The sequence below is a fragment of the Marinobacter lipolyticus SM19 genome (assembly GCF_000397065.2).
GTDB lineage: Bacteria > Pseudomonadota > Gammaproteobacteria > Pseudomonadales > Oleiphilaceae > Marinobacter > Marinobacter lipolyticus.
In genome coordinates, this window is the sequence record NZ_KE007306.1 from 783,483 (window position 1) to 804,049 (window position 20,567).

Consider the following 20,567-nt stretch of genomic DNA (forward strand, 5'->3'; position numbering starts at 1 on the left):
GGTTACTCTACCGGATCAGTGCATTCCTCGCGGGCGCCATTCGCCCGGCATCGGATCTTGCGCTGCAGGGTCAGCATGTCCGCGCTGTAATAGCCCTTATCACGCAACTCCAACCGTGCCTGCTGCATCATTCGGTCGTATTCCAGACGATCCTCAGCAGGAATCTCAATCCACCACTTATCCGGAACCTTCTCTTCTTCCATGCGGACCCGGCTGATGATTTCATCGAACCCCTGGTAAAATGCTTCCCGGACGAACTGTGCCAGTTCATTGGGAACCACTTCCGATCGACCGATCAGCTGCGCGGAGATATGGGTCAGGGGCAGATCGACAATACCGCCATCAGGCTCCAGCCCTTTGTAGAGTTCCATAACCTCATAGGCCGCCAGGGGTGCTGCCAGTACATCCACGACGCCGGTATTGAACATGTTCGGGGCATTAACAATGTCAGCCACCACCGGGGTTGCCCCAATGCCAGAGATCATTTCGGCCTGGACCGGATCATAGTCCAACACTGCCACCCGTTTACCCGCCGCCTTCGCCAGAGTGTTGATTTTACGGTCATCAACGAACACATGAGCCGCCCCGGCCGGTGCAATACCCATCACCACGTAGCCGTTACTGACCATACGGTCGGCACTGCGGGAATCGGCCATCAGCTTCAGCGCCAGACGCATCTGCTCCCTTTCCGGGAACCCGCCGATGGAGTCCAGGGTACCGGTGTAGCGATTGAATATCCGCGCACGAAGCCCGCTCATCAGGGCTGCATCACAAGTCGCGGATTTCAGTTCCTCCACCATCACCGACTCACTGGTATAGGGCACCATTTCAACATTGACACCAAATTCCAGGATCTTCTTGCGTTGCTCCTGAGCTGCCGCAAAAACGGGGCCGGAACGCCCGAAAATGTCCCAGATACACACCCGGTAAACACGATCCGGATCCGGTTCCAGCCCGGTCAGTTCCTGGAATGCAGCAACACGCTCTTTTAAGGGAAGCGACTGGTTATAGATCGTGGACCGCAACTGGTCATCGTCAGACCAGGCAACGGTGGACAGCAGGAACAGCATGCAGGCGGCCATCGCCCGCAGGAAGATCGCGGAATGTTGGGTGGGGTACAAAGTCATTGTTATTGTCCTGAGCTCCAGAGCGAAGCCTAAGGGTACCAGTGAACAGCATCACCCCCTCTGTCCCTCGTGGCAGGGGGGGCATGGCAAAAGTGTCAATAACCCTTTCAGGAAGCGGGTGCCTTGATAGAGGACTGGGGAATAATGCTTCGACCATACATTGCCAGAATAAAACCGATCGGGAACATCAAGACCCCATACACCGCGGCGGGAATCGACATGGCACTGGATTCAAGCAGCGTCAGGGTCACCATCAGTGCGATGGTGCCATTCTTGATGCCCAGCTCCACAGCCACTGCCAGTGATTCCCTTTGGGTGAGCCCCGCGCCCCGGCCAACCAACAACCCCAGGGTGATGCCGGCAATGTTCAGCAGGAAGGTGGCCGGGCCCGCCTGTTTCAGCAAATCCCAGATCTGGTCACGCACACCGTAAATCAACCCGACAATCAAAACCGCCAGGACAATACCACCGAAGATGCTGACCATACCTTCCGCCTTTTTTGCCATCGCCGGGTTCCTGGTCCGCACCACCATGCCAATGGCGACGGGGAATAATACGATGCCAATCAGCATCCCGACGGTCTTCCATACCGGCAACACAACGGCTTCCTGCGTGCCCATATAGAAATCCAGGGCCAGGTTGGTAAACATCGGCAAGGTCAGGATCGTGATCAGGCTGGCGCTGACCGTGAGAACAATGGACAGCGCGATGTTGCCCCTTGCCAGCAATACGAACAGATTAGAGGTCGTCCCCCCGGGGCAGGCGGCAATAATCACCAGCCCCACGGCGATGGTGGGCGACACGGCCAGCAGACTTGCCAGGGCAAAAGCCACCAGCGGCATCACCAAGATCTGCGCCACGGTACCGACGATCATTCCCTTCGGATACACCGCGACCTGACGGAAGTCACGAACCGTAAGGGTCATTCCTATACCGATCATGATAATAAAGAGGGCGATCGGTAACCCCGCTGAAATCAGTGGACTGGACTCCACGTTGCCTCCAGATTCTTGTTTTTATGAAGTTAGTCAGCTATGGAAGTTAGCACAAGCCGGCTGCTCTCCGTGACAGGGATTTCGCAACAACATGTAACGGATGCCCCGCCCAACACAGTTCTTCACAGGGAACCATCGCCCCGGTTATTCGTGTGATTAATTCGTAATATTGCGTATACTTTCGCAAAATAACTAATAATCCGTGCGGGCTAACAGCGAGTAGCCGAAGCACAATAAGGACATAAGGACGAGACACGAATGAAACGCCTGGGAACCCTGGATGCCTCATGGTTAGCCGTTGAATCTGAAGACACCCCGATGCATGTCGGTAACCTGCAGATTTTTTCATTACCCGAAGGAGCCCCCGATACCTTCCTGCGGGATATGGTCAACCGGATGAAAGAAACCGGTGATGTTGCGCCGCCCTGGAACTCAAAGCTGGCCTACTCTGGCTTGTTGGGGCGACTGGTCGCTCCCGCCTGGAAAACCGACAAAGACATCGACCTGGATTATCACGTTCGGCACTCGGCGCTACCAAAGCCCGGTGGAGAGCGTGAGCTGGGTATTCTGGTATCACGCCTGCACTCCAACCCACTGGATTTTTCCCGCCCGCTGTGGGAATGCCATGTAATTGAGGGCCTGGAGAATAACCGCTTCGGCCTTTACACCAAGATGCATCATTCGATGATTGACGGCGTCAGCGGCGTCCGCCTGATGCAGAGGGTGCTTACCACCGACCCTCATAAAACCAACATGCAACCGCCGTGGTGTGTCCGGCCGGAACGTCGCCGCGGTAGTAAAACCGACAAGGAAGCCACCCTTCCCGCAGCGTTTTCCCAGGCCAGGTCCGCCCTGAAACTGCAGGCGGACCTGGCGCCGCGGCTGTGGCAGGCGATGAACCGGCTGGTGCATTCAGCCAGGCATCCGGAGGATGGGCTGACGGCACCGTTCACCGGACCGGTCTCTACCCTCAACCACCGGGTCACCGGCCAGCGCCGGTTTGCCACCCAACACTACCAGTTGGACCGGCTCAAGGAACTGGCCCATGTGTCCGGCGGGTCACTCAACGACATTGTGTTGTACCTCTGTGGCACTGCACTTCGCCGGTTCCTGCTTGAACAGGATAACCTGCCCGATACACCGCTGACCTCCGGAATCCCGGTCAATATCCGCCCAGCAGATGACGAGGGTACCGGCACTCAGATCAGTTTCATGATTGCCTCACTGGCTACCGATACCGACGACCCCCTGGCTCGCCTTCAGGCCATCAAGCAGTCTACCCGACGAGCCAAGGAACACCTGCAGAAACTGCCGAAAAGCGCCTTGAACCAATACACCATGCTGTTGATGTCTCCCTACATCCTGCAATTGATGTCTGGCCTGGGGGGAAGAATGCGGCCGGTATTCAACGTCACCATTTCCAATGTTCCGGGACCTCAGCGCACCCTTTATTACGAAGGTGCAAAGCTGGAAGCCATGTATCCAGTCTCACTTATAGCCCATGGCGGCGCGCTCAACATTACCTGTTTGAGTTATGCGGGCTCACTGAACTTTGGCTTCACGGGATGTCGCGACACGCTGCCAAGCATGCAGAAACTTGCGGTATATACCGGTGAGGCGCTGGACGAACTGGAGAGTCTGCTTCTGCCGGCTAACCAAACCGCCGACAACCCTGCAAAAACGTCCCGTAAAAAAGTCAACGCCAAAGCATGAAGCCGCTCCGGCCCCAAGGGGCCGGACTAATCAACAGTGTTCATATGACGTTGCATCGCGGCCGGGTTAGTCAGCGTGATCCGGCCATAACTCAGCTTCAGTAACCTACGCCGCAACATCTCACAAGAGAGGCACGCCATGTCAGCACAGCTTTCAATTCCGTCGAAAAAGGATTCCGTCAGCGAAGAAGAATGGCAGCTTCGTACTGACCTCGCCGCCGCCTATCGTCTGGTCGCGCTTTACGGCTGGGACGACCTGGTTTTTACCCACATATCCGCGCGGATTCCGGGTGACGAGCATCATTTTCTGATCAACCCCTACGGCATGATGTTCGAGGAGATTACCGCCTCCAGCCTGGTGCGTGTGGATCAGGATGCCAACAAGATTGACCCCGATGATTTCGATATCAACCCCGCCGGCTTTACCATCCACAGCGCCATTCACGCGGTACGGGAAGATGCCGCCTGTGTCATGCATCTGCACACGACTGACGGCATTGCCGTTTCGGCCCAACAGGAAGGCCTGATGCCGCTGTCCCAGCAAAGCCTGTTTGCGTTGGCCAGCCTGTCATACCACGACTACGAGGGTGTTGCACTGAGAGAGGACGAGAAGGCACGACTGCAAAAAGACCTTGGTAATGCCAATTTCATGATTCTGCGCAATCATGGCCTGCTGACCACCGGCACCAGCATTGCTGATGCCTTCCTGGCCATGTACATCCTGCAGAGCTCCTGCGAAATCCAGGTCCGTGCTCTATCGGGCAATCGCCCGCTGACACCAATCCCCGGCGGTATTGTGGACACCATAAAACAGCAGGCTGAACAGGTCACCAAGGGGCTCGGAGGCAAGCTGGCATGGCCGGGCCTGCTGCGCAAGTTGGACCGCATTGACGCGAGCTTCCGGGACTGAGGGAGATCAGCTTGAACTGATCAAGTGCCCTCACTCTTCCAGTGAGCAGCGCCGACAAAGATCAGTTGAAGGAAGCGGGTTGTCCGCTTCCGGATCTGGTCAATCTGGTAGTCATCATCCGGTGACACGCCCAACAGGTCAGTAAGACTGAAGGCTACCGTGCGCACGATCAGGTCACAGGTCATTTCCAGTTCGGCGTCACTCAGGTGATCCGCCAGTCGTAAACGCCTCAGGTCGTTAGCCAGTTCGCTGGCGAAAAACCGCAATTCACTTCGAATTCCTTCCTGCACGGCCCGGCTCTCTCCCGCCAACCCCTGAGCCATAAAGAAGAAGAAACTCCGGTTCGCCTGCACGTGGCTGATGAAAATGCCAACGGATTCGTCCATCAGCTTGTCCGCCTGCAACACGTTCTCGCGCGCTTCCCGCATCATTCGACGGAGCACAAGCCCCAGCTCATCAACGAGCTGCAATCCCAAGTCGTCCATGTTACGGAAATGGCGATAGAAGGAGGTAGGTACCACTCCCGCTTGCCGGGTCACCTCACGGATACCGAGACTGGCAAAATGGCGCCCCTTACCAACCAGGGTCAACGCCGCATTCATCAGTTTGTCCCGGGTCTCCCCAGGTTTTCGCCGCTGTCGTTCTGCCATGCCGTCACCGTACCGCCTGTCTCAGTCATACAAGGCACACAAGTGTACACATTCCGGAAAAATAAAGTACACGATGCTTGTCATTTTATGCCAACAACAAAAGACCGATTGCCGACACCTCATTCCGTGTGTACAGTCGTACACATTAGTGAACAACTGTACACAACGGTGCAGACGGAGAGACCAATTATGTTATCCAAAACCGAAAGAACATCCGCACTTCAGTGGCTGGGAAAGCAGCTTTTTAACCGGGAAGACCCGGCTGCCTTTTTCGACCCACTGCTGGAGCGCATCAATCCGATGTGGGTACAACAGTACACACCAGCCCGGGTTGAACGCATTGAAGACGAGACCGCCGACACCAAAACCTTCGTTCTGAAGCCGGCGAAACGCTGGGACGGATTCAAGGCCGGCCAACATGTGAACATCTGTGTTGATGTTGACGGCATTCGCCGCAACCGGACCTTCAGTCTGTCCAGTGCTCCAGCACAATGGCACGACAACGGAACCGTTACTCTGACCATCAAGCGCCTGCCGGGTGGACTGGTTACCAACTGGATGCACGACAACCTGAAACCGGGCGCCACCATTGGTCTGGGCGAGGCATTCGGCGAATTCCTGATTCCCGAAGCCGGCGAGCCTTTGCTCTACATCGCGGGCGGCAGCGGTATCACACCGGTACTGAGCCAACTGGAAACCCTGGCTGCAGCCAACTACGAAGCGCCGGTTACACTGTTGTACTTCGTACGGACTCAGGCGGACATCATTGCCGCGCAAAAGCTGTACGAGCTTCGCCAGAACTGGGACGCGCTCACTCTCAACATCATTGCCACCAATGAGAGCGAGACACCACGTTTCCTGAAGGACGGCGACCTTGATGAAGTGAACGGTATTGAAACGCGTCGTTGCTACCTCTGCGGCCCGAAGGGTCTGATGGACCTGGCCACCGACCTGCTTACCCAACGCGGCATCACCGAAGACCGGATGCACAGCACTTTCTTCGCGACGCCAAAAGCCGCCCTGGATACCGACGCCCTGGGGGGCGAGGTCAGGTTCAGCAACAGTGACATCAGCGTCTCCTCCGAAGGCGATGCACCGTTACTGGACATTGCCGAGGCCGCAAAACTGTCACCCCGCTACGGGTGCCGCATGGGGATTTGCCACCAGTGCAGCTGCAAGAAAACCAGTGGCACCGTCGTTAATCGTTTAACCGGAAAAAGCTCCGGGCCCGGAGAGGAGAACATTCAATTGTGCGTATCCGTTCCCCATGGCCCCGTTACCGTCGAGCTTTAATTTAAAAGAACAGGAGCACTAACAATGAAACAGATGAACGAAGCACAGCTCAATGAGCTTGAACAAGACCTGAATGCCATCCGCGACGAGGTCCTCGCCGACCTGGGTGAGCGTGACGCCAACTACATTCGCCGCGTCGTGCGCCTGCACCGGTCGCTGGAAGTGGCCGGCCGGGTGATGATGCCTTTTGGCTTTATTCCCCCGGTTTTTGTCGCGGCCACGGCAGCGCTGGGCATTTCCAAAATCATCGAGAACATGGAAATTGGCCACAACGTGATGCACGGTCAGTATGACTGGATGAACGATCCATCCCTTCACTCCCAGACCTACGAGTGGGACACTGTGTGTACCGGTGATTCCTGGCGCCTGACCCACAACTACGAGCACCACACCTACACCAACATCATCGGCAAGGACCGGGATTACGGCTATGCCCTGCTCCGCCTCAGCGATGATGACAAGTGGCGCCCGGCCCACAGCCTGCAGTTCATCAACTACATTCTGCTGAGCGTGTTCTTCCAGTGGGGGGTGGGACTGCATGAACTGGAGTTCGAGCGGATCCGCCGTGGTGAAGTCAGCCTGAAAGAGAAGCTGCCGTTCCTGAAGGGATTCGTCCGCAAGGGTGGTCGCCAGGCATTCAAGGACTACGTGTTCTTCCCGCTGGTCACCTTCCCGGTTGCACCGATCGTGTTGGCCGGCAACATTGGCGCCAACCTGATCCGCAACCTGTGGTCATCCACGGTAATTTTCTGCGGCCACTTTACCCAGGATGCAGAAACCTTTACCGAGGAAGAGTGTGAAGGTGAGAGCAAGGGCCACTGGTACCTGCGCCAGCTTACCGGGTCGTCCAACTTCTCCGGCAACCGGTTTGTACACCTGCTCAGCGGTCACTTGAGCTACCAGATGGAACACCATGTGTTCCCGGACCTGCCTGCCCATCGCTATCCGGAAATTTCCGAGAAAGTGCAGGCGGTGTGCAAAAAGCACGGCATTCACTACAACACCGGAAGTTTCGCCAGGCAGTACGGCACGGTGCTCAAGCGCATCCTCAGCTACTCCCTGCCTGATCGCCTCCGCGAGAAGTGGACAGCTCAGCCACAGACCGCCTGATTCAGGCGATCTGCAACAATCTGATTAACTGCGGCCGATGCTGGCTCTGTACCACATCGGCCAACGTGTATTTATCGAGGGTTTCCAGGAATGCTTTCAGGGCCTCGGCAAATATTGATTTCAATCCGCATACCGGTGTAATCCGGCAGGCATTACTCGAGGAAAAACACTCGACAATGTTCATATCCTGTTCCGTTTCCCTGACCAGCACGCCGATATTGATCTCTTCCGGTGCCATATGCAGACGGATGCCACCGTTCTTCCCGCGAATCGTTTCGATGTAACCCTTCTTGTTAAGCTGATGAACCACCTTCATCAGGTGATTCTTCGAGATATCGTAACTGTCGGCAATTTCCTGAATGGTAGCCAGACGATCACCCTGAACCGCCAGATAAATCAGCACGCGCATTGAGTAGTCAGTGTAGCGGGTGATGTGCATTCATTTGCTCCAAGACTGCGAATGGAAAACTCAACACGACGGTCTGGACAATAAAAATGCAGCCAGCCCGCAGAAAAACACGCCAAGCCCGGTCAGCAGGGCTAAAGACGCACCTGACAGGAACAGAATCGACCAGCTAATCCCCAGCATAACGCAGGCTAAAACCTTCCCACGCAGGGGCACTGCCCTCCGTTCCCTCCAGTTCTCGATAGCTGGCCCGAAGGTCCGGTGATTCTCCAGCCATGAAGCAAACTCCGGCGACCCTTTGCTGGCGCAGAAGGCCGCCAGCAGTATGAACGGGGTGGTCGGCAGTAGCGGAAGAGCAACACCCAGCAAACCGAGTCCAGCGAACATATACGCAAGAAATTTGAATACGGTTTTCCCCGGAGCACCGTTCATTTGCAAGAGCTCTGCCGCCTGATTAGATACTCCATAGTCTACCAGCAATCTATGCAAGGGCCTCCCCGTTTGGTTACGGCCAGACTGCCAGGCAATCCATCGGCGGTATGCAGCCGGGTGGCATCTGGGGGCAAGGCACCTACCAGGCGCCGGACTGGAGTGCGGACTATTACAGCAGGTTGTTCAGCGATGCGACCTATACCAACAACTGGCCCCAGGAGACACTGACTGAAAGGAGGTCAAAGGCGTGTTCTTCCCGGATCAGAAACCGGAATCCGCATTGCCCGATTCAGAGCAAGCACTGGCCTGATTCACCCATCCTCGCGGGCCAGGGACGGCCCGCTTTTCGTTTGTGGATGACGCTACTTCACTCCGGTTCCATAAGGCTTACCCCGCGAGAGGTATCGGAATCGTGCCGCTATTCTGCGATACTTGGGTTATATTTAATCAATCTTTCAGACAGGGAAACCTGCCCATGCCCCAAGCCAAGCTGACTGACCGTTTCGGTCGCACTGTAAATTATGTGCGCCTGTCTGTCACAGACCGCTGCGACTTTCGTTGCGTCTACTGCATGGCTGAGGAAATGACCTTCCTGCCCCGCCAGCAGGTGCTTACCCTTGAAGAGATAGCCCGCGTTGCCAGAACCTTCGTATCACTCGGCACTGAGAAAATTCGGCTGACCGGGGGCGAGCCGCTCGTGCGGAAGGGCATTCTGGAACTGGTCAAGGAAATCGGCACATACGGCCTGCGTGATTTTGCCATGACCACCAATGGCAGCCAGTTGGCTACCATGGCAGAGCCTCTTCGGAAAGCCGGCCTTAAGCGGCTCAATATAAGTCTGGACTCTCTGGATGCCGAGAAATTCAGCCGTATTACCCGTACCGGTAAACTCTCCCATGTTCTGGAAGGCATTGAGGCTGCACAAGACGCTGGCTTTGAGGGCATAAAACTCAATACGGTCGTCATGAAAGGTGGCAACGATCAGGAAGTACCCGAGCTGATCGAGTTTGCCCGCAAAAAGCAGGTGGACATTACCTTTATTGAGGAAATGCCCCTGGGCGAGATTTCCGAGCATGATCGTGGTCAGGTGCTATGTACCAGCGATGAAGTCCGCGACATTATTGGCCAGCGGCATGAGCTGATCCCCACACCGGAAGACTCCGGCGGGCCAGCCCGCTATTACCGCATGCCGGACAGCGATGTGCGCGTCGGGTTTATTTCTCCGCACTCCCACAACTTCTGCTCTACCTGCAACCGGGTACGGGTGACGGTAGAGGGCCGCTTGCTGCTCTGTCTTGGCAATGAGCACTCCGTAGACCTGCGCCGTGTTCTGCGTGGGCACCCGGTGACTGACGACAAACTGCGGGAAACCATCATCAACGCCATGGACCTGAAGCCTGAGCGTCATCACTTTTCCTCTGAGGGTGATGTACAGATTCTTCGGTTTATGAATATGACGGGTGGTTGACGCGCTGGCGTGACTCAAGCCCCTGGCCCGTTTCCGCCCAACGCACAGCCTTGTGCCGGCGAGCAAACTCCGCGAGTATTGGGGGTAAGTGTTAATGGCGCAAAACACGCGGCTGCCTTTGGAGTGGGCATACTCAATGCCCTCGCCTGCGCGCTTGGCATTGAGGTTGAGGCCGGCAAACTGGCGGGCAGACGAGTTCCATATCCATCTCCGCTGATCAGATCATGCAACACTACCGCCGATCCGAAACAACCGCCTTGATCATTATCAGCAGGCCAGACCTGTCAGATAATCCGCGAAAACCTCTGACTCGCCCCTTCCTTCCTGTACAGATCGAAGATCTGACAGATGGCCCGAATCAGCAAGCGCCCTGCTGGCAGCACCTGTAGCCTTTGACCGTCATCCACAATCAGTTCGTCACGAATCATCGGCGTCAGTCGGTGCAGTTCATCAGCAAAGTAACGATCCAGATTCTCACCCCACGCATCCGAAAACTGCTGGCGATCCAGACGGAACTGACAAATCAGCTGACCAATGACCCAGCGGCGAATGCGGTCGTCCCGTGTCAGATTCACACCTTTGGTAATCGCCAGGTGACCGGCATCGAGAGCGGCTTCCCAGGACGGCAGGTCGTGATTGTTCTGGAAGTAGGCGTCGTCAGTCTGGCCGATGGCGGACACCCCCAAGGACACCAGGTCGCAATCGGAGTGAGTGGTATAGCCCTGAAAATTCCGGCGCAGCCGGCCTTCCCTCTGGGCCACCGCGAGACTGTCATTCGGCTTGGCAAAATGGTCCATGCCGATGTATTCGTAACCAGCCTCCAGCAACCGGTTGATGGTGTTGTGCAGAATTGCCAGCTTCTGCTGCGGCGTTGGCAGAGTATCCGCCAGAATTCGGGTTTGCGGATAGAACCGATCCGGCAAATGGGCGTAACTGAACACCGACAGACGATCCGGCGACATCTCAATCACCGCCTCGAGGGTTTCGGCAAAGCTTTCCGGGGTCTGGTGTGGCAAACCGTAGATCAGGTCCAGATTAATGGAGCGGAAACCAATGCGGCGGGCCTCGTTCAGCACGGCCTCGGTCATTTCCCGGGGCTGGATACGGTTAACGGCTTTCTGCACCTGGGGATTTACATCCTGCACACCCAGACTGATACGGTTAAAGCCCAACTGCCACAACGTGGCCAGGGTATCCTGGTCCACCTCGCGCGGATCAATCTCTACACTGTAATCACGATCTTCATCGGTCTGCAGATTGAACTGTTCACCATAACCCGCCATCAAATGCGCCATGACATCGTTCGGTAGGAAAGTAGGGGTGCCGCCGCCCCAGTGCAATTGCTTCACCGGCCGGTCCGCTCCGAAAAGCCGGGACTGTATCGCGGCTTCTTTCAGCAATCTTTCCACGTACGGAATGGCCTTGTGGCGCTGCTTGGTGATCACCTTGTTACAGGCGCAGTAGTAGCAAAGATGGGCACAGAACGGCAGGTGCGTGTACAGGGACAGAGGCCGGTCACTGGCCTTACTCCGTGCCGCAGCCTTTTCCATGTCTTCCACCGGGTAGTTCTGGTTGAATTCCACAGCCGTCGGATAGGAGGTGTAGCGCGGACCGCTCAGGTCATAACGCCTGATCAGTGCTTCATCCCAGATAAATTGTGGGAGGGTGGACTCAAATGTGGAGGTGGAAATCATAGCAGAAACTCTGAATGTCAAAATGGGGGCAAGCGGGGAACAGACGCCATGTTATGACAATCCGGACCGCCATATCTTGATGTGGGTCAGCTCACCGATCTCAGGATTTTATCAACCTTCAATCTGAACCACCCTTGTGCCGTTGGCGTACTCTGACTACCCCCTTTGGGGAATGCTCGGTGTCCGCCGTCCGCAAACCAGACAACGGAGCACAATTTTGCCATGCCAAACCTGATCCTGATTCTCGGCGACCAACTGACCACCGACATCAGCGCCCTCGAAAACGCTGACCGGAAACGGGACAGGATCGTGATGGCAGAGGTCCATGATGAGGCCAGCTATACCAACCACCACAAGAAAAAACTGGTTCTGCTGTTCAGCGCCATGCGGCACTTTGCTCAGCGGCTTGAGACGGAGGGCTGGCAAGTTCACTACCAGACCTACCACCCACAGAACGATGCCCAGAGCCTGGAAGCGGTTGTCGCCAGTCAACTCACAGAAACCGGCGCAGATAGAGTGATCACCACCGAATGTGGCGAATGGCGGCTGCATGAGCAGGTCAGCCAATGGCATGAACGGCTGGGTGTGCCGGTGGAGATTCGCCCGGATACCCGATTTATTGCCAGCAAGCAGGCGTTCGCGGATTGGGCAAAAGGTCGAAAACAGCTTCGAATGGAGTTCTTCTATCGGGAAATGCGGCGAAAAACCGGATTATTGATGACGCCTGATGGCAAGCCCGAAGGTGGGCAGTGGAATTTCGATGCGGACAACCGGCGCAAATGGGCCGGCAAGCCACCAGCTCCCGCGCCCTTCCGTGTGGAGCCGGATGAGGTGACGCAGGAGGTGATTGCACTGGTGGAGGAGCATTTTGCTGATCATTTCGGCACCACCGAGGACTTCCATTTTGCCGTGACGCCGGAAGACGCGGAGCAGGCGCTGGACTACTTTATCGATTTCGCACTGCTCTGTTTCGGCGATTTTCAGGACGCCATGTCCGATAATGAAGACTGGCTGTTCCACTCCATTCTGTCTCCCTACATCAACTGCGGTCTGCTTGACCCGTTAGCCGTGTGCGAAGCCGCTGCCCGGGCCTGGTATGCCGGGCGAGCGCCGATTAATGCGGTGGAGGGATTTATCCGGCAGATTCTGGGGTGGCGGGAATTTGTGCGGGGGATCTACTGGCTCAATATGCCGGAGTACGCCAGGGAAAACCGGCTCGGTAATACCCGTGCCCTGCCCTGGTTCTACTGGACCGGGGAAACAAAAATGCGCTGCATGCACAAGGCCCTTGATGCCACTCGCCGCAACGCTTACGCCCACCACATCCAGCGTCTGATGGTCACCGGTAATTTCGCGCTGCTGGCCGGCGTCCAACCGGAGGAGATCTGTGACTGGTACCTGGCGGTGTACGCCGATGCCTATGACTGGGTCGAGCTACCCAACGTGCTCGGCATGGTGATGCACGCCGACGGCGGCTACCTGGGCTCGAAACCCTACGCCGCCAGCGGCAAGTACATCCAGCGCATGTCTGATCATTGCAGCAACTGCCACTACAACGTGAACAAATCCACGGAAGAAGATGCCTGCCCCTTCAACGCCCTGTACTGGCATTTCATCGACCGTCATCGGGACGACTTTGCCAGCAATCCTCGCATGGGCATGATGTACCGGAACTGGGACAAGCAAAAACCGGAGAGGCGGGAGGCGTTGCTCCACCGTGCCAACACATTATTGGCACGTCTGGAGCAACTTTGAGCAGGCGTAATGGAGACGTTTATCAGAATCAAAACCAGACTTCCATCTGGGTACCAAAGGTCCACTGGCTGCTGGCAAAATCTTCTTGGCCGAGGGCGTCATCGCCATCGAAACCATTGAGCTCATCATCCCAAGTGGAGTAACTGGCGAAGACACGGATTTCCGGGCGGTTCCAGAAACCGCCAACCTGTGGTTTGAAGGTTGGTGCAATGGTGACGCGGGCGTAGTCGCCGTCCACGCCCTCGCGCCCTTCGTAGCCTTCCGGGTTCAGGTCCATCACCTGCCAGGAGGCTTCGTACTGCATTTCAAAGTTGGCTCCCAATTCGTTGGCCAGGCGGGTGTTGAAGGTGAGCCACTGGTACTCGTCTCCTTCCACATAACGGTCCTTGCTGGTTTCCGCCAGGATCGCCGGGGCAATCCGCCAACTGTCGGCCAGCCGGGTAGTACCGTAGGCGGCTATTCGGGTGCTGGCCGCGTCTTCATGCAGGTCGCCATCGGCACCGATGTTCTTGACCTCCGCACCCAGGCCCTGGCCGTGCAGCAGCGCCACCTTGAAGTTGCCTTCGGAGACTCCGAAGAAACTGTCGCCGTGGTAGGCCAGCATGGCTTGCACACCGGTGTCGGCCACTTCCATAACGCCTCCGACAACACGCTCATCGTTATCGGCAGCGGACATGCCGTTGATCAGCCACTGGACGTTGCCGAAATAGTTATTGGCGGTGAAAATCAGGTTGTCGGTTTCAGAGGTACCTTCCGTGGTATCGGGATCGGAGGGAAAATCCAGGAAGCTACGACCGTAGATAGAGAAACTCGACGTCACTGACTCGTTGAAAGCTACGTCGTAGATACCGGCACCGGTCCCCGCGAGGAAGACGATGTCGCTGTCGATCCAGTGGATGTCGAAACCAAGGTCTCGGTCGAAGCGCTTACCGGCCCAGATGGAAGAATCCTCGAAAATGCCGGTGAAGCTGATGAGGTTACTGAATTCGACATAGGCCTGCCGCACGTTCAGGGCGCCGTCGCCGGCGGTCCAGTCGTTGCTGGAGGTAGTGGAATCGGCAATCATCAGGCGGTAGTGAGTCTTGGTGCCGTTGTCCGCCACGCTCTTGTAGTTAAGGATAGCTTCCAGATAGGTATCGGGTTCGTTCCCCAGCCGGCCCACGGCACCGCCGACAGATCCTGCGGGGGTCAGGTACGGGCCGCCAGGGGCACTTTTGCCATCGCTGTTGAGCAGCAGTCCGGAGCGGGCGTAGGTGTTGAAGGAAAAGCCCTGGTCACCCCGGGCATGGGGCTCAACCTCCGCCAATTGTTGTTCCAGGGCAGACAGGCGCTCTTCCACGCTTTCCTGTGCGGAAGCCTGGCCGGCAAGCAATCCCAGAATAGCCACACCGGCGGCGACCATTAATCGGCGGTCGGCCCTGACGTTTTCTGTCCAAGCAATACCAGACGAATTACGGGTTTTCATGATGACTCCTTGTTTTTTTTTATTAACAACGTGAGCCTAAGGCACTACCCGGAAAGGGAAAGGATCAAACGAAAAGGCCGATGTGACCAAGTTTCCCAATGGCAATGTTAACGTCCTGACGCAACAGCCCAACTGTTCTCACGGCGGTCCTATTTCACACGCCAGCATCAGTGCCCAGAATTCGGAGAAATCATTCACCACCACATCGGGTTTGTCGGGATGTTTATGGGTTCCGGGAAAGATTTTGTTAAGCCAGGGTTGATCCCACTGCGCCCCGTTAAAGAATACGGAGGTCATGCCTGCCCGTTTGGCTGCGATCACATCCGTGGTGCTGTCCCCGACATACCAGACGCTGGGATCGGGAGGATAATCCAGTTTCTGCACCGCCAGCAATAACTGGTCAGGATGGGGCTTGCGCAGCGGCGTATCATCGCCGCAAACGTCCACTTCAAACAGCTCCGTCCAGCCGGTATCCTCCACCGCCGCCAGTTCGTGCTCGAAGAACTCCCGGTCCCGGTTGGTAATCACACCCACCTGGATATCCAGACGACGCAACCCTTCCAGCACATCCCGCACCTTCGGTTCAAAAGCCTTTACCGTGCCATAGTGCTTCCGGTAGTGATGGTTGAAGACCCGGTGAGCAATCTGCTTGGCATCGTGATCCTCACCAAACAGCACCTCGAAGATATCGGTACGGGAAATCTTCCGGTCCGCCTTCACCTTGGGATGTAACCTCGCAAACTCCCGGACATAGGCCACGAGCTTGACGTCCTCCGGCGTCTTGCTGTCCTCTGGAGCGACCATCCGATCCATCAACTCAAGCTTGTGAAAGTCCGGCAGCATATCGTCCACGGCGTGGTACATCGCGTCCAGGGTATCCACCAGGGTCGCGTGCCAGTCGAACAGCACCACCGAGGGACGAATCAGTCGAACGACCGCCGGGTGCCAGTCCGGCTCAATTCGCGGCGCCGGTCGCTCGGGTGGCGGAAACGGTCGAGGCCGAACTTCTGCGGGGGAACAACTGAATGAGTCCGGAAACCTCCGCTCCAACAATGCCAGCAGGTCTACCAGATCCTCGAAACTGTCGAGAATCGCAACCGGCGCATCGCGGTGGGAGAACCAGCTGTCGATGCGGCCGGCTTCCCAGCATGCGCCGTTATAGAACACTCCAGCCACCCCTGCTTTATGGGCGGTCAGCATGTCCACATAACTGTCACCCACATACCAGGCTCGCTGATCCGCCGGTAACCCGGCCTTTTCCAGAGCCCTGAGAATGACTTCCGGGTCCGGCTTGTATTCGGTGACATCATCGGCACACACGGTTACGTCAAACAGATCCTGCCAGCGGCCCTCGTCCACGGTTTTCAGTTCTTGGTCGAGAAACTCCCGGTTGCGGTTGGTGGACACTGCCAGGCGTATGCCCATTTCCTTCAGGGCGGTGAGATAGTCATAGGCGCCAGGCTGGAAGGGCTTTACCCTGCCGAAGTACTTGCGGTAACAGGCATTATAAGCCTTGTGGGCGATCAGTTTGGCGTCCTTATCGTCACCGAAGATGGCGTTGAAGATATCGGTTCGCGACACCCGCCGTTCCGCCAGTATCCGCGGATGCAACCTGCGAAAAATGCGGATATAGCGCACCAGGCGGGCGTCGTCAGCGGTGCGGCATTTATCTTCCGGCAACAGCCGCTCCACCAGCCCCAGGTCCTCCAGTTGCGGCAGCATCTCCTCCATAGCGCTGAACATGGCATCGTGGGTATCGACCAGGGTGCCGTGCCAGTCAAAGATCAATATGGATGGAGGTTGGATATCGTCACTGAATCGGGCCATCAACAATCCCCCGTGGTGTCGGGCGTTTTTTAAGAGTCTGCTTTCAGTAAAAACCATTTCCATCCGGACTACAAAGAACTGTTGCTCAGCACCCTGCTCGTTACCACGGCCATGGCGTCGATGGCCACATACTCACCCTGACATCAACTACAATGGACGTACGGAGGAATACCCTATGACGGACACTGACCGGGTCATGCTTTCCGGAAGCGCGGCCATGCTGAAAGACCTGTCCGCCATGCTCGACAGTCTTGGGTTCAAAGCCTCGCGCCATCAAGGGGAGCCTGGCGACTACGTCATTGAACGCACGTTCGTGGAACAATAACCTCGGACACCATTCGCTCTTCTAATCGCTGTCTTCACTTGCCTCCGGCTCGGTTTTTCCCAGTGCTGGCAACACCAGTACCGGGCACGGTGCATTCACCGAAACATACTCCACAGTCGCCCGGCGCAGAGGCCAGTGCCCACTGCTGCCACGGGATACCAGTAGCATAAGATCGGCACAAAGCTGGCCCGCAAGGCCCACCAGCCTCTCACCGGCGTTGCCTGCCACCACATGCAGGGTCGCATTGCGGTTCAAAGGCAGATACTTGCGCACGAGGAGATCCAGCGTTTCCCTGACTTTTGCTTCTTTCTCTTCTGGCGCCTGTTCCGCTACATGAGGGAAGAACCCGCCACCACCGGGACTGAAAACACTGGCAAGGTGGAGCTCACCATCCTCGGCTAGCAGATCCATGGACGCTTCCAGGGCCCGCTTGCCCTCACCGTCGTCTTCCGGATCAATGGCGATCAACAGTTTCTGATACATAATCGCTCTCCTGTGTCGTTTCGGAGATGGCTTCCACCTCCGGGAAGGCTCTTCCCTGAACCAGTTCGTTCATGCTGTATCCCCGATAGTCCGCCCTGAGTGCCCGGAAAAGTGCGACCGCCATGAAAATCAGCAAAATACAGAAGGGCAGACCCAGGGAGGTAATGACATTCTGCAGCGCATCCAGCCCACCCGCTAACAGCAAAGTAGCTGCGATAACCCCCTGGGCTGCGGCCCAGAAAATCCGCTGGCGCACGAGCGAAGGCTGATCTTCCCGACGGGTCAACATATCGATCACCAGGGAGGCCGAATCCGAAGAAGTGGTAAAGAAGATGACGATGATGACCACACTCAGGGCCGACGCCACTTCAGCCAGCGGGAAGGCTTCCAGAAAAGCAAAGATCGCCACGGAGGGGTCCTGCTGAACCTGTTCGGCCAGGGCTACCTGTCCATTCATCTCGACCTGGATAGCAGATAACCCGAAGACCCCGAACCACACCAGAGTGAACGCCGTGGGCGCAAACAGAACTCCCGCAACGAACTCACGGATGGTGCGCCCCCGGGAAATCCGGGCGATGAAGATCCCCACATAAGGAGCCCATGAAATGGTCCAGGCCCAGTAGAACAGGGTCCACTGCCGCTGCCAGTCGGATTCCCTGAAAGTTTCGGTCCAGAACGCCAGCCAGGGCAACGCGTCGAAATAGTCGCCCACACTCTGAACCAGACCTTCGGCAATAAACACGGTGGGGCCAACGGAGAGCACAAATGCGAGCAACGCCATGGCCAGTATGATGTTGAGCTGCGATAGCCGACGCACGCCCTTGTCCAGACCAAGGGCAACCGAGGTAGCGGCGATACTGGTAATGATTGTGATCAGAATCACCTGAATCACACCGGTGGAAGGTACACCGAACAGAAAGTTCAGGCCGCTGTTCAACTGCAGCGTCCCCAGGCCCAATGAGGTAGCCACGCCAAACAGGGTTCCCAGGACGGCAATCACGTCGACTGCCCAGCCCCAGGGCCCGAACGCCCTATCCCCGAGAATTGGATAAAACAGACTGCTAATACGCATGGGCAGGTTGTGCCGGTAGGCAAAGTAACCGATGGCCAGCCCTGGCAGGGCAAAGATGGTCCAGGTGTGCAGGCCGAAATGGTATAGCGCCACTGTCATGGCGTCGCTGGCAGCCCTTTCCGACCCCGGCCGCACCCCCTCAAAAGGTGGGTTGGCGAAGTGGGAAATTGGTTCCGCCACCCCCCAGAACATCAGGATGGTTCCAATGCCGGCGGCAAACAACATGGTGAACCAGGTCAGGTTGGAATAATCAGGGCGGCTGTCATCGGATCCCAGACGAATGGCGCCATAGCGGCTGACTGCCAGGCCAAGCAGAAACACCAATAGAGAGGTAACCGCAAGAATGTAGAACCAGCCCAGGTTTCGAGCCACCCAACCCGTGAGCAGGCCAAAACTGTCAGCGACGGTCTGGTCAAAAGGGACAGCCAGAGCAACAAACAGCGTTGCCACCCCGGCAGAGGTGAAAAACACCCCGGGTATGGTCTGCAGCCCCAATCGGCGTTGCAGCCGTTCCAGCACACGCGCCTCCGTTTCTTCAGGAACGATCCACGAAAGACCCTACGCTACCACATGCGCCGAGGGGGTGCGGGACGGAGATCAATTCCGGTTCAGTTGCCGCTGATGCTCCAGCATCTGCTCCATCATAAGCTGCATCTGGTTCATGCGATTCTCCATCATGTTCATACGTTCCTCATAACCCATCCCTGCACCAACAGAGCCTTTGCCCGGGGCGTTACCAGGCTGCTTTTTGCCCTGGTTATTACCCATCATGCCCTGATTGTTCATCATGCCCTGGCCGTTACCCATCATGCCCTGGTTATTCATCATGCCCTGACCCATTATGCCCGGCCCCATCATGCCACCGCGCATCATACCCATGTGATCCTGCATGGATTCCATGTGCTGTTGCAGCAGCCGCTGACGCTCTTCCGGTGAGCCTGCATTGGGCATTTGCTGCATCATCCCCTGCATTTGCGACATGTTTTTCTGCATCTGCTGCATCTGTTCCTGGTTCATCATGCCACCGCGGGGCATCTGCCCGGTATTGCTCTGTGCAAGCACCAAAGCAGGCGCAGCCATCAGAACGGAGCACGCCACCAAAAGCGTAAATCTGTTCATGAGATCCTCCTCAACATTCGAATAAATGTCTGCGTTACTCTCAGTAAAGTTCATGAAACTGAATTCAGGCTGAAAAGTGATCTTGCAGCGAGGTTAAATCAACGCCTCTTGATCTGAATCATGGAGCAGCGCAACAAGGTGCTCCTGGGTATTGCGGTGACCACGAGCGCCACTGCTCCCATGTAAGAATAGCCAGGAGAGCAAACAGGCCGTCAGAGATCTTCCATCCGGCCAATCTGATGGGCCAGACGCATGGATTCGTTTTTCTCCATGGTTAAGAGCGACTCCAACAGCTCTTTTGCTTCGGGAATCACGGCTATTCCAATCAATGTTTTATAGAGATCGATAATCTGATCATGAAAGTCGAAAACCTCATGGCAGATGCATTCAAAATCAAGTTTCTCGTATGGCTTTTCGCAGGTTCTGTGGGTTTTGACAGGGTTGTGTGAGAGGTAGTCGTAAACCCTGGTGTCCATGGCCTTTGCATCTCCCTGATTCTCGAACTCTGTGACAATCTGGGCCAGCTCAGCTTCGTGGGAGGCGAGGTAATCAAGCAAAGCTCTCGCCCTCTCCTCCTCATGCAGTGTTGCGCAATGTCCAAGACACCGCGCAAGATGCTGGTGCAAGTCCCGGGTCCAGTCGATCAGTTCACCGAATGTCTTGATCTCCATACTGTCATTTCCTCTTTCCGCGCCCACGGTGTATGAACACCGGCTTCAATATA

At 56.4% G+C, this 20,567-nt stretch carries 20 protein-coding genes; 8 read left to right on the top strand and 12 right to left on the bottom strand.

Annotation, left to right across the window (positions count from 1 at the left end; translation table 11 throughout):
- Nucleotides 1-2: 2 nt before the first annotated feature.
- Both MARLIPOL_RS03605 and MARLIPOL_RS03610 read right to left on the bottom strand, forming a co-directional pair.
- Nucleotides 3-1,127, bottom strand: coding sequence for a putative solute-binding protein (locus MARLIPOL_RS03605; RefSeq protein ID WP_012136721.1), 1,125 nt, complete (start codon nt 1,125-1,127; stop codon nt 3-5).
- Between the two features lie 107 nt (nt 1,128-1,234).
- The gene (locus MARLIPOL_RS03610; protein ID WP_012136722.1) at nt 1,235-2,122 is read right to left on the bottom strand and encodes a bile acid:sodium symporter family protein; all 888 of its coding nucleotides are present in this window, start codon (nt 2,120-2,122) and stop codon (nt 1,235-1,237) included.
- Nucleotides 2,123-2,380: 258 nt separating this feature from the next.
- On the opposite strand from MARLIPOL_RS03610, the gene MARLIPOL_RS03615 reads away from it, so the two are divergent.
- Complete coding sequence (locus tag MARLIPOL_RS03615; RefSeq protein ID WP_012136723.1) at nt 2,381-3,835, top strand: WS/DGAT/MGAT family O-acyltransferase; 1,455 nt, start codon at nt 2,381-2,383, stop codon at nt 3,833-3,835.
- Between the two features lie 138 nt (nt 3,836-3,973).
- The gene (locus tag MARLIPOL_RS03620) at nt 3,974-4,744 is read left to right on the top strand and encodes a class II aldolase/adducin family protein (RefSeq protein WP_012136724.1); all 771 of its coding nucleotides are present in this window, start codon (nt 3,974-3,976) and stop codon (nt 4,742-4,744) included.
- A 20-nt stretch (nt 4,745-4,764) separates the two neighbouring features.
- Here MARLIPOL_RS03620 and MARLIPOL_RS03625 read toward each other — a convergent pair whose 3' ends face one another.
- Complete coding sequence (locus tag MARLIPOL_RS03625) at nt 4,765-5,394, bottom strand: TetR family transcriptional regulator (RefSeq protein WP_012136725.1); 630 nt, start codon at nt 5,392-5,394, stop codon at nt 4,765-4,767.
- 189 nt (nt 5,395-5,583) lie between these two features.
- Here MARLIPOL_RS03625 and MARLIPOL_RS03630 point away from each other — a divergent pair, with 189 nt between their 5' ends.
- Together MARLIPOL_RS03630 and MARLIPOL_RS03635 are read left to right on the top strand one after the other, a co-directional pair.
- Nucleotides 5,584-6,687 (top strand): ferredoxin reductase, encoded by a 1,104-nt coding sequence (locus tag MARLIPOL_RS03630; protein ID WP_012136726.1) that lies wholly within the window; start codon nt 5,584-5,586, stop codon nt 6,685-6,687.
- Between the two features lie 24 nt (nt 6,688-6,711).
- Entirely contained in the window at nt 6,712-7,797 is a 1,086-nt protein-coding gene (locus MARLIPOL_RS03635; protein WP_012136727.1) for a fatty acid desaturase family protein, read from the top strand.
- A gap of 1 nt (nt 7,798) precedes the next feature.
- Here the strand turns inward: MARLIPOL_RS03635 and MARLIPOL_RS03640 are convergent, their stop codons facing one another.
- Both MARLIPOL_RS03640 and MARLIPOL_RS03645 read right to left on the bottom strand, forming a co-directional pair.
- On the bottom strand, nt 7,799-8,236 hold the full coding sequence (locus MARLIPOL_RS03640) for an Rrf2 family transcriptional regulator (protein WP_012136728.1): 438 nt from the start codon (nt 8,234-8,236) through the stop codon (nt 7,799-7,801).
- Between the two features lie 30 nt (nt 8,237-8,266).
- Nucleotides 8,267-8,692 (bottom strand): YbaN family protein, encoded by a 426-nt coding sequence (locus MARLIPOL_RS03645; RefSeq protein ID WP_228677565.1) that lies wholly within the window; start codon nt 8,690-8,692, stop codon nt 8,267-8,269.
- A gap of 50 nt (nt 8,693-8,742) precedes the next feature.
- Here MARLIPOL_RS03645 and MARLIPOL_RS18960 point away from each other — a divergent pair, with 50 nt between their 5' ends.
- Together MARLIPOL_RS18960 and moaA are read left to right on the top strand one after the other, a co-directional pair.
- Nucleotides 8,743-9,129, top strand: coding sequence for a hypothetical protein (locus MARLIPOL_RS18960; protein WP_407638017.1), 387 nt, complete (start codon nt 8,743-8,745; stop codon nt 9,127-9,129).
- The gene (gene moaA, locus MARLIPOL_RS03650; RefSeq protein WP_012136730.1) at nt 9,111-10,103 is read left to right on the top strand and encodes a GTP 3',8-cyclase MoaA; all 993 of its coding nucleotides are present in this window, start codon (nt 9,111-9,113) and stop codon (nt 10,101-10,103) included. The genes MARLIPOL_RS18960 and moaA overlap by 19 nt, the downstream gene beginning before the upstream one ends.
- Before the next feature lie 284 nt (nt 10,104-10,387).
- On the opposite strand, the gene hemN is transcribed toward moaA, so the two are convergent.
- Complete coding sequence (gene hemN, locus MARLIPOL_RS03655; RefSeq protein WP_012136731.1) at nt 10,388-11,797, bottom strand: oxygen-independent coproporphyrinogen III oxidase; 1,410 nt, start codon at nt 11,795-11,797, stop codon at nt 10,388-10,390.
- A 222-nt stretch (nt 11,798-12,019) separates the two neighbouring features.
- On the opposite strand from hemN, the gene MARLIPOL_RS03660 reads away from it, so the two are divergent.
- Nucleotides 12,020-13,552, top strand: a complete 1,533-nt coding sequence (locus tag MARLIPOL_RS03660; RefSeq protein ID WP_012136732.1) for a cryptochrome/photolyase family protein — start codon at nt 12,020-12,022, stop codon at nt 13,550-13,552.
- A gap of 28 nt (nt 13,553-13,580) precedes the next feature.
- Here MARLIPOL_RS03660 and MARLIPOL_RS03665 read toward each other — a convergent pair whose 3' ends face one another.
- Both MARLIPOL_RS03665 and MARLIPOL_RS03670 read right to left on the bottom strand, forming a co-directional pair.
- Nucleotides 13,581-15,017, bottom strand: coding sequence for a carbohydrate porin (locus MARLIPOL_RS03665; RefSeq protein WP_012136733.1), 1,437 nt, complete (start codon nt 15,015-15,017; stop codon nt 13,581-13,583).
- A gap of 138 nt (nt 15,018-15,155) precedes the next feature.
- Nucleotides 15,156-16,844, bottom strand: a complete 1,689-nt coding sequence (locus MARLIPOL_RS03670) for an HAD family hydrolase (RefSeq protein WP_012136734.1) — start codon at nt 16,842-16,844, stop codon at nt 15,156-15,158.
- Between the two features lie 175 nt (nt 16,845-17,019).
- Between MARLIPOL_RS03670 and MARLIPOL_RS18230 the strand changes: the two genes are divergently transcribed.
- Complete coding sequence (locus MARLIPOL_RS18230; RefSeq protein WP_012136735.1) at nt 17,020-17,169, top strand: oxidoreductase FAD-binding domain-containing protein; 150 nt, start codon at nt 17,020-17,022, stop codon at nt 17,167-17,169.
- A 21-nt stretch (nt 17,170-17,190) separates the two neighbouring features.
- Here the strand turns inward: MARLIPOL_RS18230 and MARLIPOL_RS03675 are convergent, their stop codons facing one another.
- The 4 genes from MARLIPOL_RS03675 to MARLIPOL_RS03690 form a co-directional block, all read right to left on the bottom strand.
- Nucleotides 17,191-17,652, bottom strand: coding sequence for a universal stress protein (locus tag MARLIPOL_RS03675; protein ID WP_012136736.1), 462 nt, complete (start codon nt 17,650-17,652; stop codon nt 17,191-17,193).
- Nucleotides 17,624-19,243, bottom strand: coding sequence for a BCCT family transporter (locus tag MARLIPOL_RS03680; RefSeq protein ID WP_012136737.1), 1,620 nt, complete (start codon nt 19,241-19,243; stop codon nt 17,624-17,626). The genes MARLIPOL_RS03675 and MARLIPOL_RS03680 overlap by 29 nt, the downstream gene beginning before the upstream one ends.
- 78 nt (nt 19,244-19,321) lie before the next feature.
- Nucleotides 19,322-19,843: a hypothetical protein gene (locus MARLIPOL_RS03685; RefSeq protein ID WP_012136738.1), complete on the bottom strand. Its 522-nt coding sequence runs from the start codon at nt 19,841-19,843 to the stop codon at nt 19,322-19,324.
- Nucleotides 19,844-20,055: 212 nt separating this feature from the next.
- On the bottom strand, nt 20,056-20,514 hold the full coding sequence (locus MARLIPOL_RS03690; RefSeq protein WP_012136739.1) for a hypothetical protein: 459 nt from the start codon (nt 20,512-20,514) through the stop codon (nt 20,056-20,058).
- Between the last annotated feature and the right edge of the window lie 53 nt (nt 20,515-20,567).